15 protein-coding genes are annotated in these 16616 nt (G+C 68.9%); 13 read left to right on the forward strand and 2 right to left on the reverse strand.

The annotated features are described in order from the left end of the window. Positions 1-138 precede the first annotated feature (138 nt). Genes DPM12_RS07940 through DPM12_RS07990 form a run of 11 tightly spaced genes read left to right on the forward strand, consistent with a single transcriptional unit; the run spans position 139 to position 11655 of the window. Positions 139-1593 (forward strand): FAD-linked oxidase C-terminal domain-containing protein, encoded by a 1455-nt coding sequence (locus DPM12_RS07940; protein WP_112257913.1) that lies wholly within the window; start codon positions 139-141, stop codon positions 1591-1593. 2 nt (positions 1594-1595) lie between these two features. Then, positions 1596-2936 (forward strand): FAD-binding oxidoreductase, encoded by a 1341-nt coding sequence (locus tag DPM12_RS23130; protein WP_123788519.1) that lies wholly within the window; start codon positions 1596-1598, stop codon positions 2934-2936. Next, the gene (locus DPM12_RS07950; protein ID WP_112257779.1) at positions 2937-4202 is read left to right on the forward strand and encodes a (Fe-S)-binding protein; all 1266 of its coding nucleotides are present in this window, start codon (positions 2937-2939) and stop codon (positions 4200-4202) included. It abuts the gene before it with no gap. 49 nt (positions 4203-4251) lie between these two features. Continuing rightward, complete coding sequence (locus DPM12_RS07955) at positions 4252-5484, forward strand: Tm-1-like ATP-binding domain-containing protein (RefSeq protein ID WP_112257780.1); 1233 nt, start codon at positions 4252-4254, stop codon at positions 5482-5484. Beyond that, positions 5485-6315 carry a phosphoenolpyruvate hydrolase family protein gene (locus DPM12_RS07960; RefSeq protein ID WP_112257781.1) on the forward strand — a complete coding sequence of 277 codons (831 nt, stop codon included), beginning with the start codon at positions 5485-5487 and terminating at the stop codon, positions 6313-6315. It begins immediately after the preceding gene. 13 nt (positions 6316-6328) lie between these two features. Beyond that, positions 6329-6760, forward strand: a complete 432-nt coding sequence (locus DPM12_RS07965) for a cupin domain-containing protein (RefSeq protein ID WP_112257782.1) — start codon at positions 6329-6331, stop codon at positions 6758-6760. 2 nt (positions 6761-6762) lie between these two features. Continuing rightward, a complete protein-coding gene (locus DPM12_RS07970; RefSeq protein WP_112257783.1) occupies positions 6763-7626 on the forward strand; it encodes a branched-chain amino acid ABC transporter permease in 864 nt (287 codons plus the stop codon). Beyond that, positions 7623-8840 (forward strand): branched-chain amino acid ABC transporter permease, encoded by a 1218-nt coding sequence (locus DPM12_RS07975; RefSeq protein WP_112257784.1) that lies wholly within the window; start codon positions 7623-7625, stop codon positions 8838-8840. Before DPM12_RS07970 ends, DPM12_RS07975 begins: the two co-directional genes overlap by 4 nt. 5 nt (positions 8841-8845) lie before the next feature. Further along, positions 8846-10180 (forward strand): ABC transporter substrate-binding protein, encoded by a 1335-nt coding sequence (locus DPM12_RS07980; RefSeq protein ID WP_123788518.1) that lies wholly within the window; start codon positions 8846-8848, stop codon positions 10178-10180. Continuing rightward, a complete protein-coding gene (locus DPM12_RS07985; protein WP_112257786.1) occupies positions 10164-10955 on the forward strand; it encodes an ABC transporter ATP-binding protein in 792 nt (263 codons plus the stop codon). Before DPM12_RS07980 ends, DPM12_RS07985 begins: the two co-directional genes overlap by 17 nt. After that, entirely contained in the window at positions 10945-11655 is a 711-nt protein-coding gene (locus DPM12_RS07990; protein WP_112257787.1) for an ABC transporter ATP-binding protein, read from the forward strand. The genes DPM12_RS07985 and DPM12_RS07990 overlap by 11 nt, the downstream gene beginning before the upstream one ends. Here DPM12_RS07990 and DPM12_RS07995 read toward each other — a convergent pair. Then, positions 11637-12407 carry an IclR family transcriptional regulator gene (locus DPM12_RS07995; protein WP_245951231.1) on the reverse strand — a complete coding sequence of 257 codons (771 nt, stop codon included), beginning with the start codon at positions 12405-12407 and terminating at the stop codon, positions 11637-11639. The two genes, DPM12_RS07990 and DPM12_RS07995, sit on opposite strands and share 19 nt — an antisense overlap. A 152-nt stretch (positions 12408-12559) precedes the next feature. Between DPM12_RS07995 and aceB the strand changes: the two genes are divergently transcribed. After that, the gene (gene aceB, locus DPM12_RS08000) at positions 12560-14152 is read left to right on the forward strand and encodes a malate synthase A (RefSeq protein WP_112257789.1); all 1593 of its coding nucleotides are present in this window, start codon (positions 12560-12562) and stop codon (positions 14150-14152) included. A 349-nt stretch (positions 14153-14501) separates the two neighbouring features. Here the strand turns inward: aceB and DPM12_RS08005 are convergent, their stop codons facing one another. Next, entirely contained in the window at positions 14502-15350 is an 849-nt protein-coding gene (locus tag DPM12_RS08005; RefSeq protein ID WP_211658630.1) for a helix-turn-helix transcriptional regulator, read from the reverse strand. Between the two features lie 172 nt (positions 15351-15522). Between DPM12_RS08005 and DPM12_RS08010 the strand changes: the two genes are divergently transcribed. Then, a complete protein-coding gene (locus DPM12_RS08010; protein ID WP_112257791.1) occupies positions 15523-16611 on the forward strand; it encodes an aldo/keto reductase in 1089 nt (362 codons plus the stop codon). Positions 16612-16616 lie beyond the last annotated feature (5 nt).

A 16616-nucleotide genomic window follows, 5' to 3' on the forward strand; every position in this document is an offset into this window, starting at 1 on the left:
CCTCGGGACCTGCGCACGGTCTGGAGCGGTCCACGACATCGATGGTCCAGCCACCATTGACGATGTATTCACGCGACCGTAACATCCTATCCATATTAAAACACACTATATCCACCTATCGGATAGTGGGGAGTGGTCGTGGTGAAGTCCGAGTTGCAGCGCGACCTCCTCGACATCCTCGGAGCCGACGGGCTGGTGACGGAGTGGGCGCAGCGCCGCACCTACGAGGCCGACGGCCTCGCCGCGTACCGGTCCGTTCCGGCACTCGTGGCGCTTCCGAGTTCTGCGGATGACGTCGCGGCCGTGATGCGTGCGTGTGTCCGGCACGGTGTGCCGGTGGTTCCCCGGGGCGCCGGAACCGGCCTGTCCGCTGGAGCACTCCCGCATCCCGAGGGTGTGCTGATCGTCATGTCCCGGATGCACCGCATCCTCGACATCGACCCGGTGAATCAGCGGATCGTGGTCGAACCGGGTGTCACCAACGCGGCGATCAGCCGTGCGGTCAGCGAGCACGACCTCTATTACGCGCCGGACCCGTCGAGCCAGATCGTGTGTTCCATCGGCGGCAACCTCGCCGAGAACTCGGGCGGGGCGCACTGCTTGAAGTACGGATTCACGACGCATCACGTGCTGGGATGTGAGCTCGTGCTGCCGGACGGTGAGACCGTCGAGCTCGGCTCTTCCACCCTCGATCCGCCCGGATATGACCTGCGTGGCGTGCTCGTCGGCTCGGAGGGAACGCTCGGCGTGGTCACGAAGATCACGCTACGGCTGTTGCGCCGTCCGGAGGCCGTCCGCACGCTGGTCGCCGACTTCGAGAGCCCGGCCGCGGCCGGCGTCGCGGTGAGCGCGATCGTCGCTGCCGGGATCGTGCCGGCGGCGGTGGAGATGATGGACAATCTCGCCATCCAGGCGTGCGAGGAAGACGCGGCGGCAGGGTTCGACGTGTCCTCGGGCGCGGCATTGATCGTGGAACTGGACGGCCCGGCGGCCGAGTGTGACGCCGCGTTCGCCGAGACGGTCGCGTTATGCCAGGAATCCGGGTCGACGGCGATTCGCGTTGCCGACGACCCGCAAGAGCGTGCTCTGGTGTGGAAGGGCCGCAAGGCCGCGTTCGCGGCCATGGGCCGGCTGGCGCCAGACTACTTCGTCCAGGACGGCGTCATCCCGCGCACGCGGCTGGGCGAGTGCCTCGCCCGGATCGCGGAGATGGCCGCGGAAGCCGATCTCCGGGTGGCGAATGTGTTCCACGCCGGTGATGGAAACTTGCATCCACTCGTCCTCTACGACAGTGCGAATCCCGGCGAGGGTGAACGCGCGGAGTCGCTGTCTGCGCGGATCGCCGAGCTGTGCGTCGAGTTCGGAGGCTCGCTCTCGGGCGAGCACGGCATCGGCGTGGACAAGGCGTGTTCGATGCCGACCATGTTCGGCGCCGACGATCTCGCCGTCATGGACCGCGTACGCGCGGCGTTCGATCCGGCGGGCCGCTGCAACCCCGACAAGGTGCTGCCGACGCCGCGGCTATGTGGCGAGAAACCCGGACCGTACCGGCCGCACCCCCTGGAGGCGGCCGGCGTGATCGAGCGGTTGTGAGCATGATGCATCCCGAAGCGGGGACCGTTGCCGAAGCGCAGGCGAGCTATCGCCCGGCGGAGCTGGCGGGCGCCCGGGAGGCGGTGCTCGCGGCGCGGCAGGCGGATACGAACGTGCTGGTGCGCGGCAGCGGCTCGAAGCTGCGGTGGGGTGCCCGCCCGGCCGGTGAGCGGCCGTGGTCGGTCATCGACACGCGTGCGCTGAATCGGCTGATCCACCACGAGCCGGGTGACATGACCGCCACGGTTCAGGCGGGGATGCCGCTGCACGAGTTGCAGGAGCAGCTCGCCGTCGCCGGCCAGGAGCTGGCCGTGGATCCGCCGCGGGCGGCACGTGGCGCCACCGTCGGGGGCGTCTACGTGGCGAACGACGCCGGTCCGCGCCGGCTGGCCTATGGCGGCATCCGTGACCTCGTGATCGGCACCACCGTGGTGCTGGCTGACGGAACGGTGGGGCGAAGCGGCGGGACCGTGATCAAGAACGTCGCGGGCTACGATCTCAACCGGCTCTGGTGTGGCTCGCTGGGCACGCTCGCGCTCGTCGTCGAGATGACCGTGCGGCTGCACCCGCGGCCGGAGGCCTCGCGCACGGTGCTGATTCCGGCGTCGGCTGGGGACGCGACGGCATTCGTGCTCGACGTGCTGGCCAGCCCGGTCGAATGCGCCCTTCTCGAATGGTCCGCCCCCGCTCCCACCCAACCCCAAGACCCGCTGATCATGAACACTAATCGACCTCATAGGTCGATTAGTGTTCATGATCAGCGGGGTCAGGCCGGGGGTGGCGGGTGGCTGCTTGTCGGGCTGGAAGGCCGGGCGGCCGGGCTCGACGCCCGGGTGGACCAGCTAGTCGACGTCGCACGGCGGCACGACCTGGCTGCCGAACCCGCTGACGGCGAGGACGGGCTGTGGGACGCCTGGCGGGAGGCGCACGCCGGCACGGCGGGCGACGACGGCGCTGAGGGGGAAGCCGAGGGGGAAACGGTCGCGCGAGCGGCGACGCTGCCGAGCCAGCTGGCGGACGTCGCCGGCGGCCTGCATCGTGCCGCCGACGCGAGCGGCGTCGAGGCGCGCCTGCACAGCCACGCTGGCCTGGGCCTGCACGATGCGATCATCACCGGCGCCGATCCGGCCGCACACGCGGCGACGGTCACGGCCTGGCGCGAGCACGTGTGCGCGCTCGGCGGGAGCGTCGTCGTCCGGGACCGTCCGGACGGCCTGGACGGCCTGGTGGACCCGTGGGGCGAGCCCCGATCCGCGCAACTAGTGAAGCTGTCGAGATCGGTGAAGCGGGCGCTGGACCCGGAAGGACGGTTCGCACCCGGCCGATTCTTGGGAGGCCTGTAGATGGACCGCGAGCTGATCGACGACTGTGTGCACTGTGGGTTCTGCCTGCCGGCGTGCCCGACGTACAGCCTGTGGGGCGAGGAGATGGACTCGCCCCGGGGCCGGATCTACCTGATGAAGACCGCGCTCGAGGGCGACACGCCGATCGACTCCACGTGGGTCGGGCACATGGACGCGTGCCTGGGCTGCATGGCCTGCGTGCCGGCGTGCCCGTCGGGCGTGAAGTACGGCGAGCTGATCGAGTCGGCGCGGGCGACCATCGAACGGGATTACCGGCGCCCGTGGCGGGACCGGCTGTTCCGTTCGCTGCTGTTCCGGATGTTCCCCGGCCGGCGACGGCTGCGGCTGGCGGCCGCATTGGGCTGGCTCTACCAGCGCTCGGGCCTGGCCACCCTGGTGCGGCGCAGCGGCGTGCGCGGCCGGCTTCCCGCGCGCTTGCAGGCCCTCGAATCGCTGATGCCGTCCACGACGCTTCGCGCTGTCACCCGGCGTACCCCGCGGCTGACGCCCGCGGAGGGTGAGCGCCGCCAGCGGGTCGGGTTCCTCACGGGGTGCATCCAGGAGGTCTTCTTCGGCGACGTGAACGCCGCTACGGTCCGGGTGCTGGCCGCGGAGGGGTGCGAGGTGGTCGCCCCGCCCGCGCAGGGCTGCTGCGGCGCGCTCGAACTGCACGGCGGGCGGGAGGCGGGCGCCCTGGATCGGGCCCGCTCCGTCGTCGACGTCTTCGCGCCGCTGGAACTCGACGCGATCGTGGTGAACGCGGCCGGGTGCGGATCGGCGTTGAAGGACTACGGCCGCCTGCTGGCCGACGATCCCGATTACGCCGAGCGGGCCGCCGCGTTCGCCGGCAAGGTTCGGGACGTCACCGAGGTACTGGCCGGCTTGCCGCCCCGGCAGAGTTATGGCCAGCTCGACGTGACGGTCGCGTACCACGACGCGTGCCATCTCGCCAACGCGCAGCGCATTACCTCCGAGCCGCGGAACCTCCTGCAGCGGGTGCCCGGCCTCCAGCTGCGCCCGGTGCTGGACGACGGCATCTGCTGCGGCTCGGCCGGTATCTACAACCTGGTCGAGCCGGAGGCCGCGGGCGAGCTGGGCCGGCGCAAGGCGGAGGCGCTCGCGTCCACCGGTGCGCAGATGGTGGTCACCACGAATCCGGGTTGTGCCCTTCAGATCGCGCGGGAGCTCGATCGCCCGGTGGTGCATCCGGTCCAGATCCTCGCGTCGGCGCTGGGCGAGCGGGCGCTGGAGGCGAGCTCATCATGATCATCAAGGTCGTGATCGCCAGGAAGGCGAGCCGAGGAGGGAAGAGCTGATGCCGACCGTGATCTTGCTGGGAACTCTGGACACCAAGGGCGAGGAGTACGACTTTCTCCGCCGTTGCCTGACCCGTTCCGGCGTGGACGTCCTGATGGTCGACTGTGGTGTGTATCCGCCGCGGGGCGACGGCCCGGATGTCGGGGCAGAGGACGTCGCGGCGGCGGGCGGGGCGTCGCTGTCCGAGTTGCGCGAGTCGGGTGATCGCGGCCGGGCGGTGTCGGTGATGGCTGAGGGCGCGGCGGCCGTGCTCGCCGGTTTGCTCGCGGACGGCCGGCTCGACGGGGTGCTCGCCATGGGTGGTTCGGGTGGCACCTCGCTGGCGGCGCACGCCATGCGGACGCTGCCGGTCGGTGTCCCCAAGCTCATCGTGTCCACGGTCGCCTCGGGAGACACCCGCCCGTACGTGGGTGCCAGGGATATCGCGATGATGTACTCCGTCGTCGACATCGCGGGAATCAACCGGCTCTCGGCGCGCATCCTGGCCAATGCCGCCGGTGCGATGGCCGGAATGGTGCGCGCGGAGCCCCCGGACGTGGCCACGCGCCCCCTCGTCGGCGCCACGATGTTCGGGGTCACGACGCAATGCGTCACGGCGGCACGCGAGCGTCTGGAAGAGTCGGGGTACGAGGTACTCGTCTTCCACGCCACCGGAACGGGCGGGCAGTCGATGGAGGCGCTCGCGGCCGACGGATACCTGAGCGGCGTTCTCGACATCACGGCGACGGAGCTGGCCGACGAGCTCGCGGGCGGCATCATGAGCGCCGGGCCCGATCGTCTCGAGATGGCCGGGCGGCTGGGCCTGCCACAGGTGGTGTCGCTGGGTGCCCTCGACATGGTCAATTTCGGTCCCCTCGACAGCGTGCCGGCGCGCTACCGGGACCGCCGCCTTTACCAGCACAACGAGAACGTGACCCTGATGCGCACGACGCCCGGCGAGTGCGCCGAGCTGGGCCGCCGGCTCGCCGGGAAACTCAACGCCGCGACCGGACCCGCCGCCCTGTTCGTCCCGCTGCGTGGTGTGTCCGCGATCGCGGTCGACGGAGGGGCGTTCCACGATGCCGACGCGGACGCCGCGTTGTTCGAGGCGGTGCGCGCGAACCTGGACACCCGGCGGGTCGAGCTGGTCGAGATGGACACGCACATCAACGATCCGGCCTTCGCCACGGCGATGGCCGACCGTTTCGAGGAGATGACACGTGAACACGCGAGCAAGGAGGCAGGGGTCTAGATGAATCGGGGTGAAGCACTCGCGCGGCTGCACCGGGTCGTGGCCGACGGTGGTGCCGTCATCGGGGCCGGCGCGGGCACGGGGCTGTCGGCGAAGTGCGCCGAGGCCGGCGGGGTCGATCTGATCATCATTTACAACTCGGGCCGCTACCGCATGGCCGGGCGCGGGTCGCTGGCAGGGCTGCTGTCCTATGGCGATGCGAACGCCATCGTCGTCGACATGGCCCGCGAGGTGCTTCCCGTCGTCCGGGAGACGCCCGTGCTCGCGGGGGTGTGCGGCACCGATCCATTCCGGCGCATGGACGTCTTCCTGCGCGAGCTCAAGGCCCTGGGCTTCGCCGGGGTGCAGAACTTCCCGACGGTTGGCCTGATCGACGGCGTGTTCCGCGCCAATCTCGAAGAGACCGGGATGAGCTTCGATCTCGAGGTCGACATGGTCCGGCAGGCTCACGAGCTGGACATGCTGACCGCGCCGTACGTCTTCACCCCTGAAGAGGCCGAGAAGATGGCGGCGGCCGGCGCCGACGTTCTCGTGCCGCACATGGGTCTCACGACGTCCGGGACCATCGGCGCGCAGACGGCGATCACGCTCGACGAGGCGGTCGAGCGCGTCCAGGCGATGCGGGATGCGGCTGTGAGCGTTAACAGCGACGTCCTCGTCCTCTGCCATGGCGGGCCGATCGCCGAGCCCGACGACGCCGCATACGTCCTGCAACGAACGTCCGGGGTGGTTGGCTTCTTCGGCGCGTCGAGCATGGAACGCCTGCCGACGGAGGTGGCCATGACCGAGAACATGCGCCGGTTCAAGGCGCTACGACCGGCGCATCCGTGATCAGGAGGATTCGATGAAACTGAGCCAGATCGACCCGCACAGCCGGCCGACCATGACGTTCGACTGGGGCACCGTCAAGTGGTTCGTGCAGCCGGACACCACGCCGGGCGCCACGCTGTCGTTCGGTGAGGTGGTGTTGAACCCGGCCAAGGGGCACGAGCGGCACAACCACCCGACCGCCGAGGAAGTGCTGTACGTCCTCTCCGGCACGGGTGAGCAGATGCTGGACGATCAGGAGCCGTTCCTGGTGCATCCCGGCGACGTGATCTACGTGCCGCAGGGCATGTACCACGCGACGTTCAACACGGGCTGGTCGCCGATGCGCCTGATCGCCCTGTACAACCCGGGTGGCGCGGAGGAGCGAGCGCTGGCGGAGCTACCTGACTATACCGAGCTCCCTCCCGGCAGCGTGCCGACCTTCACGCGCAGTTTCGGGAACGGCTGACGATGGACCAGATCCTGACCATCGGCCTCAACGGGTTGACGGTCGCGTCCCTGTACTTCCTCGTGGCCAGCGGGCTGACGCTGATCTTCGGGATGATGCGCATCGTCAACCTGGCCCACGGCGCGTTCTACCTCCTCGGCGGGTACGTCGCGTTCAGCGTGCTCCAGGGCACGGAGTCGTGGAGCCTCGGGCTGCTGGCGGCGCTCGCCGCCGTCGGGGCGGTGGGCGTCGTCATGCATCAGGTGCTGCTACGGGCCATCGAGCACGAGGACATGCGGGTGGCGCTGGTGACCATCGGCGTCTCGCTGATCCTCGCCGACCAGCTGCTTGTCTACTACGGAGGTGTGGCCCACTCCGTGGTGCCGCCGGACTTCCTCAGTGGCGGGATGGAACTGGGGGTGGCCGGTATCGTCTACCCGCGATACCGGATCTTCGTCCTCGGCCTGGCGATCCTGGTCGGCATCGCGCTGTGGCTCTTCATCAGCCGGACCCGGTTCGGAATGATCATCAGGGCGGGCGTCGACGACCGGGACATGGTGTCGGCGACGGGCATCAACGTCCGCGTGGTCTTCGCCGCCGTGTTCTTCATCGGCTCGGCGCTGGCGGGACTGGCCGGTGCTGTGGGGGCCGGAGCGTTCTCCCTGGCGCCGGGAACCGACGTCGAATACCTGCTGTACTCGCTGATCGTCGTGATCGTCGGCGGGATGGGAAGCATTCCGGGCGCGGCGATCGGCGCCCTGCTGGTTGGCCTGGTGTCGCAGTTCGCCCTGGGCTACACGCCCGCTGTGGCCTCCATCGTCACGTTCGCGCTGATGATCGGCGTGCTCGCGGTGCGCCCGCAAGGTCTACTGGGGAGGACGGCATGACTGGCCCGGATCTGGTAGCCCGCGATCCCCGGCGGAATTCCCCGCCCGACGCGGATTCCCGGCGCGGGTGGCGGCGGATATTCGAGGGCTCGAAGGGAGCCGGCATCATCGCCGCGGCAGTGCTCCTGCTCGTGGCCTTCCCGTTCGTCGTTCCGCAACCGCAGTTCTGGGTGGTCAGCATCGCGATCCGCTCGTTGTGGCTGGGTGTGGTCGCGCTGAGCCTGATCTGGCTGGCCCGCAACACGGGTATGCTCTCGCTCGGTCAGATGACGTTCTTCGCCGTCGCCGGATACACCGTCGGCGTTCTCACCACGCAGAACGATGTCCCCTATGTGGTCTCCATACCCGCGGGAATCCTGCTGGCCACCGCCGTGGGTGCGGTCGTCGCGCTGATCGCGGTGCGTACGCAGGGCGTCTACTTCCTGATGCTCACGCTCGCGGTATCGCAGCTGTTGTACTTCCTGGTCTTGAACGCGGCGACGCTGACCCGCGGGTATCAGGGAATCAGCAACATCACCCGGCCGGAGCCGTTCGGGTTGTCGCTGGACAACCGGAACGTCTTCTACTTCCTGGCGCTCGCCATCGCCGCCGGTGCGTTCGCGTTGTGCTGGTATGTCTCGCGGACACCGTTCGGCCTGGCGCTGCGCGGTATCCGGGACAGTCCGGAGCGGATGCGGGCGTTGGGATACAACGTCTACCTCTATCGGATGTTAGCGTTCACGTTCGCTGCCTTCATCGCCGCAGTCTCGGGTGCGCTCGCCTTCTTCTACCACGGCGGGATCACGCCGGGAGCGATCGACCTGCTCCGGTCGATCGATGTGCTGATCGTGTCCGTGCTCGGTGGCATCAACTCCCTCTGGGGCGCCTTCGCCGGAGCGCTGGGGCTGACGATGCTGCAGAACTTCGCCCAGGCCGGATGGATCCCGATGCGGCGGGTCACGCTGACCGGCGTCGTGTTCGTCGTGGTCCTGCTGTTCTTCCGGGGCGGCATCGTCGACCTGCCACGGCAGCTGCGGGAGTACGGGCGCACAGGGCGACGGGCATGGAACGGATGGCGCGGTCGCGACCTGGGCGGGGACCGACCCGCGTCCGGTCGCGACGGTGACGGAACACGTCCGGAACGGGTCGCGGTGGGATCGAAGCTTTCACCGCCGGGCCGGTCCGGTCCCCAGATCGACGACGGTACGCGCTCGACACGAACCGGAGAAAGGTGAAGGAGATGCGACAACGACGCACGTTGGGCCGCCGACTGTGGGCCATGCCCGTCGCGGCGGCGCTGGTCCTCGCGGCCTGCCAATCGGATGAGGGCGACGAGGCGGACATGGGCTCGCCGGATATGGACGCGCCAGGCGAGGAGAACGGCGAGGACGGCGACGGCGAGGGAACCGATGCCGGCGATGCGGAGGGCGAGCCCATCGTCATCGGGAGGATCAGCGCACTGGAAGGTCCGTACGCGGCGGGCGCCGAGGACGGTGAACGTGGCGTGGAGATGGTGCTGGAGGAGTTCGATCACGAAGTCGCCGGGAGGCCGATCGAGGTGATCGTCGAGAGCTCCGACACCACGCCCGAGACCGCCGTGGACCGGGCACGCAAGCTGGTGGAGCAAGATGGCGTGAACCTCATCCACGGCCCGCTCTCCGGCGCCGAGGGTGAGGCACTGGCGAGCTATGCGCACGACACGGAGCACGTGACGATCGTCGACGCCGCCTCGGGCGCGAGCACGACCACGCTGTCGGACCCGGCGCCGAACTACTTCCGCTGGCACTCCGAAGGCGCGATGTGGACCGCGCCGCTGGGGCCGCACGTGATCGACGAGCTCGGTTACGAGCGCGTGGCCACGCTGGCAGAAGACTACGCGTTCCCGCACGCGCAGGTCGGCGGCTTCCTCGAAGGGTTCTGCGAGGCCGGGGGCGAGCTCGCCAGCACGCACTGGGTGCCGCTCGGCGAGAGCGACTACAGCTCCGTCATCGCGTCGATTCCGGACGACATCGACGCGATCTTCGTGGCCCTCGGTGGTTCGGACGCCGTGGACTTCCTGTCCCAAGCCATCGACTTCGGCCTGGAGAAACCGATCATCGGTGGCTCCTTGCTGGTCGGCTCGGACGTACTGGAGTCGGAAGGTCGCGTGCGCGAGAACGTCGAGGGCATCGTCACGTCGATGGTGTACCCGCCGTCCAGTGCCGACGTGTACGAGTGGCAGGACTTCGTCCAGCGTTACCAGGAGATGTTCCCCGACGAGGGCTTCGAAACGCCGTCGAACTTCGCCATCCTCTACTACAACAGCTTCAAGTCGCTGCTGCTGGGCATCGAGGAGGCCGGCGGCGTCGTCGAGGAGGACGACGGCGAGTCGCTGCGGGCAGCCATGAGCGAGATGAGCTGGGAGTCGCCGATCGGCCCGCTCGAGCTGAACGAGAATCGGCAGGCCGAGACCGACGTCTTCATCTCCGAGGTGGTCGAGAACGACGGCGAGCTGACCACCGAACTGCGCGAGGTCGCCGAGCAGGTGGAACAGCCCGACACACCCTGGGAACGCCTGGATGAGTGCCCCTCCTGAGCCCGCCGTGCCAGCATCGCACGCGGATGCCGTGCTGGCCATTCGTGGCCTGGACAAGCGATTCGGCGGCGTGCGCGCCGTGGCCGATCTCGATCTCGACATCGGCCACGGCGAGCGGGTCTCCGTGATCGGGCCAAACGGTGCTGGCAAGTCGACACTGTTCAACGTCATCGCTGGCGATCACCGGCCGACCGGCGGGCGGATCGTCATGTTCGGTACGGACATCACCGGCGAGTCGACGCGCAAGCGCGCGCATCGCGGCCTGGCCCGCACGTTCCAGACGTCGAAACTGTTCAGCACCCTGACCGTCGGGGACAACCTCTATCTCGCGCTCTGCGGGCGGCCGGGATCGGTGCGGCGGTTGCGCAATGCCAACCGGGATCGCGCCCGCCGGGCGCGGGCGGCCGAGTTCGCCGAGCGCGTCGGCCTGGGCGAGCGGCTGCGAACCGAGGTCGGCGAGTTGTCGCATGGCGAGCAGCGCCAGCTGGAGCTCGTGATGGCACTGGCCACGCAGCCGCGCCTGCTCATGCTCGACGAGCCGGCCGCCGGGCTCTCCCCGGCCGAACGGGGTGGCTTGATGGACGTGCTCACCAGCTTGGATCGCGACGTCACGTTGCTGCTGATCGAGCACGACATGGACATCGCGCTCGTGGTCGGCGAGCGCGTCGTCGTGATGGCCGACGGGGAGAAGGTCCTGGAAGGCGGGCCGGACACGGTGCGGTCGAGCGATCTGGTGCGGCGGATCTACCTGGGAGGTGCTCCGGATGGGCGATGAGGACGGCCGCTTGGTCGTCGACGGGCTCAACGTCTACTACGACCGCGTCCACGTCCTGCAAGACGTGGGTTTCGAGGTGGGTGCGGAACCGGTAGCGATGGTCGGGCGCAACGGCATGGGCAAGACGACGCTCGCGAAAGCGTTGCTGGGGCTGGTGCCGGCCGCGTCGGGCTCGGTGCGGTTCGGCGGCCAGGAGCTGCTGGGCGCGAGCCCGTACAAGATCGTCAAGGCGGGCATCGGCTACGTGCCCCAGGGCCGGCGGATCTGGCCGTCACTGAGCACGCACGAGCACCTGGTGATGGTCGGGGCGAAGGCAGGATCACGCTGGACGGTCGACACCGTGTACGACGTGTTTCCCCGGTTGGCCGAGCGCCGCGACGTCAGCGGCGCCAACCTGTCCGGCGGCGAGCAGCAGATGCTCGCCATCGCCCGGGCCCTGCTCACCAACCCCAGGCTGCTCGTCATGGATGAGCCGTCCGAAGGTCTGGCGCCCGCCATCGTCGAGCATCTCGCGTCAACGCTGCGCTCGCTGGTCGACGAGGGACAGAGCGTGTTCCTCGTCGAGCAGAACCTCCGGTTCGCCACGGAACTGGGCGATCACATCCTGGTGATGGTCAACGGGCGCATCGCCACGGATCTGCGGTCCGAGGAGCTGCTCGCCGACGAGGAGAAGCAGAACCTCTACCTTGGTGTGGCATGAGAGAACTCGTCGGCCAGCACCGTCGCGATGCGGCACATGACCGGGACCACGTGCTCGGCAGAACTGGTGCTCAGCCGCGTGTCGGGGGCCGATATGGAGATGGCCGTCGGCGTCGGGGCGTCCGGAACGGGGACGGCGAAGCAACACACGCCGATCTCCTGTTCCCCGTCGTCGACGGCATATCCGCGGCTGCGTACGAGCTCCAGCTCGGCGAGCAGGGTGTCGAGGTCAGTAATGGTCCGGGGCGTCTGGGCGGGCAGGTCGGAGCGGCCGAGAAGGGAGCGAGCATCGTCACCGGGTAGCTGCGCGAGAACCGCCTTTCCGACGCCGGTGCAGTGCAGGTGTACCCGGCGTCCCACCTCGGTGAACATCCGCATCGAGTGTCGTGACGGCACCTGGGCGACGTAGACGACCATGTCGCCGTCGAGCATGGCCATGTTGGCCGTCTCGCCCAGCTCTTCAACGAGCTGCGCGAGGTGCGGGCGGGCCCAGGCGCCGAGGGCGCGGCCGGCGTTTTCCCCGAGCGGGACGAGCCGGGGGCCGAGCGCGTAACGGCGCGACGGCAGCTGGCGGGCATAGCCGCGCCGGACGAGGGTGCCGATGAGGCGGTGGATGGTCGGCATCGGCAGGCCGGACTCTGCGGCGAGCTGGCTCAGCCCGATCTCACCGCCGGAGTCGGCCATGAGCTCGAGGAGATCCAGCACCCGCTCGACTGACTGGACACCGCGATGGGCGGATGGTTCAGGTGTCACCGCCGGTGGCCTTCCTTCGTCTCGGGTGGCTGCGTTGATGCTGACGGGAATCCACAGCGTACATCAGATGAGGCATTGAAAATTCCGCAACATGGAATATAACATCCACGAAGTGGTAGTTCAGCCATGATTCACAGGGAGAGGCAGAGCAGATGGCAGACGTCGAGGTGACCGGGCCGGCAGTCGACCGTGGTGACGAGATCCTGACCCCGCAAGCACTGGAGTTCATCGGTGCGCTGCAGCGCAGGTTCGGTGCGCGCCGGGACGAGCTCCTGGCGCTGCGAGCGAAGCGGCGCGCCGACGTGATGGAGAACGGCACGCTCGACTTCCTGCCCGAGACGGCGAGCATCCGATCAAGCTCCTGGCAGGTCGCTCCGGCGCCGCAGGACCTGCTCGACCGGCGCGTGGAGATCACCGGACCCACTGAGCGCAAGATGGCGATCAACGCGCTCAACTCGGGCGCCAAGGTGTGGCTCGCCGATCTGGAAGACGCCAACACCCCACACTGGTCCAACGTCGTTGCTGGCCAGGTCAACCTGTATGACGCGGTGCGCCGCACGCTGTACCAGGCCGATCCCGGCGGTAAGGAATACCGGTTGCGCGACGACGCCCCGCTCGCGGTGATCGTGATGCGCCCGCGCGGTTGGCACCTCGACGAGCGGCACATCCTGGTCGACGGCGCTCCCGTGGCAGGAGCCCTGGTCGACTTCGGTCTCTACTTCTTCCACAACGCGCGCGAGCTCCTGAACCGGGGGAGTGGTCCCTACTTTTACCTGCCGAAGCTGGAGAGCCACCTGGAAGCGCGGCTGTGGAACGACGTCTTCGCGTTCGCGCAAGACGAGCTGGGCATCCCCCAGGGCACGATCCGTGCCACGGTGCTCATCGAGACGATCCCGGCCGCGTTCGAGATGGACGAGATCCTCTACGAGCTGCGCGAACACGCGTCGGGCTTGAACGCCGGGCGGTGGGACTACCTGTTCAGTATGATCAAGTACTTCCGCGACGCCGGCAGCGAATTCGTCTTGCCGGATCGCAACTCCGTCACCATGACCGCGCCGTTCATGCGCGCCTACACCGAGCTGCTGGTGCGCACGTGTCACCGGCGTGGAGCGTTCGCGATGGGCGGCATGGCGGCGTTCATCCCCAGCCGCCGCGACGCCGCGGTCAACGAGCGGGCACTGGCCAAGGTGCGCGCGGACAAGGAGCGCGAGGCCGGTGACGGCTTCGACGGCTCGTGGGTGGCGCACCCCGACCTGGTGCCGATCTGCGAGGAGGCGTTCGGCGCGGTGCTGGGGCAGCGTCCCAACCAGGTGGAGCGCACCCGCGACGACGTCCAGGTGGGCGCGGCCGACCTGCTCGACGTGGCCGCGACGCCCGGCTCGGCCACCGAGGACGGCTTGCGCAACAACGTGTCCGTGGCGCTGCAGTACATCGCGTCGTGGCTCGGGGGTAACGGCGCGGCGGCGATCAACAACCTCATGGAAGACGCCGCGACAGCCGAGATCGCGCGGGCGCAGATCTGGCAGTGGGTGCACAACGGGGTCCCGCTGGACGGCGGTCCGGCCGTCACGGCCGGGCTCGTTCGCTCGGTCCTGGACGAGGAGCTGGCATCGATCCGGTCGGCGTATGGTGACGCGTTCGACGAGGCGCGCTTCGCGCAGGCGCGCGACCTGTTCGAACGCGTGGCGTTGGCGGACGACTTCGCCGATTTCCTCACGCTCCCCGCCTACGACCTCCTCGACTGACCCCGGCCACCGCTCCTCCTTCCGAATGATCATGTGCCGGAACGGCGAGCCGCCGGAGGAGGGACGACGGAGGCGGCGAGCGTGACCCAGGGGTCGGAACGGCGAGCCGCCGGAGGAGGGACGACGGAGGCGGCGAGCGTGACCCAGGGGTCGGAACGGCGAGCCGCTGGAGGAGGGACGACGGAGGCGGCGAGCGTGACCCAGGGGTTGGTACGTTTTCTCGGGCCGCAACATGGCTGCAGACGTGTTACGGCCCGAGAACTCCTGGTACGGCACGGTCCCGACAATCCTGGGCCAGCACGCCGCGACAGCATCTGGCAGCGCCGTCCGGCTGGCCGCGCCGACCCGGCTATGGCGTCTGAGCGGTGGATCCGCGGATCGTGTCTAGCGCCGTCTGGGACGCGTCGTCGGCTGCCCGGTAGACGACGAGGCGCTGGTCGCGGTCGTCGAGCGGGGTGAGCGCGTCGAAGTCGATGTCGATCCGGCCGGCTTCCGGATGCCGCAAGCGCTTGCGTCCCCGACCGTTCACCCGGACGTCGTGCTCGTCCCACAACCGGGCAAACTCGGCGCTCTGCGAAGTCAACTCGTCGATCAGGGTGGCCATCTCCGGGTCATCGGTGCGGGACGCCCAGGCAGCACGCAGGTCGGCGATGCCCTGCCGGATCACCTGTTCGCGCTCGAGGTAGAAATCGCGGTGCGGGAGCTGGAGGACGCAGAGCCACATCACGTTGCGATGTTCGGCGGGAAGCGAGTCGAGGTCGACCATCACGAGCCGGGACATCGCGTCGTTCCAGGTGATGATGTCCAGGCGATGGTTGAGCAGCATGGCCGGCAACGGCTCGAGATCGTGAACCAGCTGACCCAGCGGTCCCGGATCCGGCCGTGCCGCGCGGCGGCGTCCGGTGGGGCGCTGCCGCGCCAGGTCGAACAGGTAGGCCCGTTCGTCATCGGTGAGCCGCAAGGCGTTGGCCAGGGCCTCCAGTACGCCAGGAGAGGGGCGCAACCCGCGCGCCTGCTCGAGGCGGATCACGTAGTCCACGCTGACGCCCGCCAGCTCGGCGACCTCCTCGCGGCGCAGGCCCGGAGTGCGCCGCGTGCGGCCGCCCGTGCGTAGCTCGACGTCGTCGGGCGCCAGCCGTTTCCGCCGGGTTCGCAGGAAATCCGCCAGCTCGTGGGAAATGTCGGCGGTGGTGCTCATCACGCTCGATTCTACGGCGGTGACTGCCTGGGATAGACGTTCCCAGGAGAAACCCTCCCTTCCCGCGGACCCGCCGAGCGGCGACTCTTGACCTGTGCGGGCGGCAGCGGCCGCCGTGCCGCCGCTGCACACCCGTAGACCATCGATGCTGTCAACGAGCAGGAGGCCAATCGTGGCTGGATCCGTTTCCCTCGACACCTACCGGCTGCTGGGCCGCTCCGGCCTGCGTGTCTCGCCGATGTCGCTGGGGACGATGACCTTTGGAACCGACTGGGGGTGGGGCGCCGACAAGGACGAGTCCCGGCGAATGTTCGACACCTACGTGGACCGGGGAGGAAACTTCGTCGACACGGCCAACAAGTACACCGACGGCACGTCGGAGCAGCTGCTGGGCGAGTTCGTCGCCGGTAGGCGTGAGCGCCTGGTGCTCGCCACCAAGTACACCCTGGCCATGCGGAACGGGGATCCGAACTCCGGTGGCAACCACCGCAAGAGCATGGTCCGTTCCGTCGAGGACAGCCTGCGCAGGCTCGGCACGGACTACATCGACCTGCTGTACCTGCACGCGTGGGATGGCACGACACCGGTCGAGGAGATCCTGCGGGCCATGGACGACCTGGTCCGGATGGGCAAGGTGCTCTACGTCGGCATCTCCGACGCGCCGGCGTGGCAGGTGGCGCGCATGCAGGCGATCGCCGACCTGCGCGGGTGGTCCCCGCTGATCGCGCTGCAGATCGAGTACAGCCTGATCGAGCGGACCGTCGAACGGGACTTGATCCCGATGGCGGCGGAGATGGGGCTGGGTGTGATTCCCTGGTCACCGCTGGCGCACGGTGTGCTGACCGGCAAGTACACCCGCGTCGACGTTGACGCCGGTGGTGATCCGTCCAGCGACGAGGGAACCCGCAAGCACGTCGCCGCCGCCAACACGGCGCTGTCCGAACGCGGCGTGGCCATTGCCGACGTGGTACGCGACATCGCGGCCGGGATGGGTCGCACGCCCGCCCAGGTGGCACTGGCGTGGATCATGCGCAACCCCGCCGTCACCTCGCCGATCATCGGGGCACGCACGCTCACCCAGCTGGAGGACAACCTGGGCGCGCTGGACGTGGAGTTCGACGACGACCAGGTGGCCAGCCTGGAGCGGGTCAGCGCCGTCGATCTCGGGTTCCCGCACGAGTTTCTGGCCCGCTCGATGACGCGCGACGTCATGTTCGGCGACGTGATGATTCACTCCGGTGACGTGAGAGTCAACGTGTAAATCTC

Source organism: Phytoactinopolyspora halophila (genome assembly GCF_003287285.1).
Taxonomy (GTDB): Bacteria; Actinomycetota; Actinomycetes; order Jiangellales; family Jiangellaceae; genus Phytoactinopolyspora_A; species Phytoactinopolyspora_A halophila.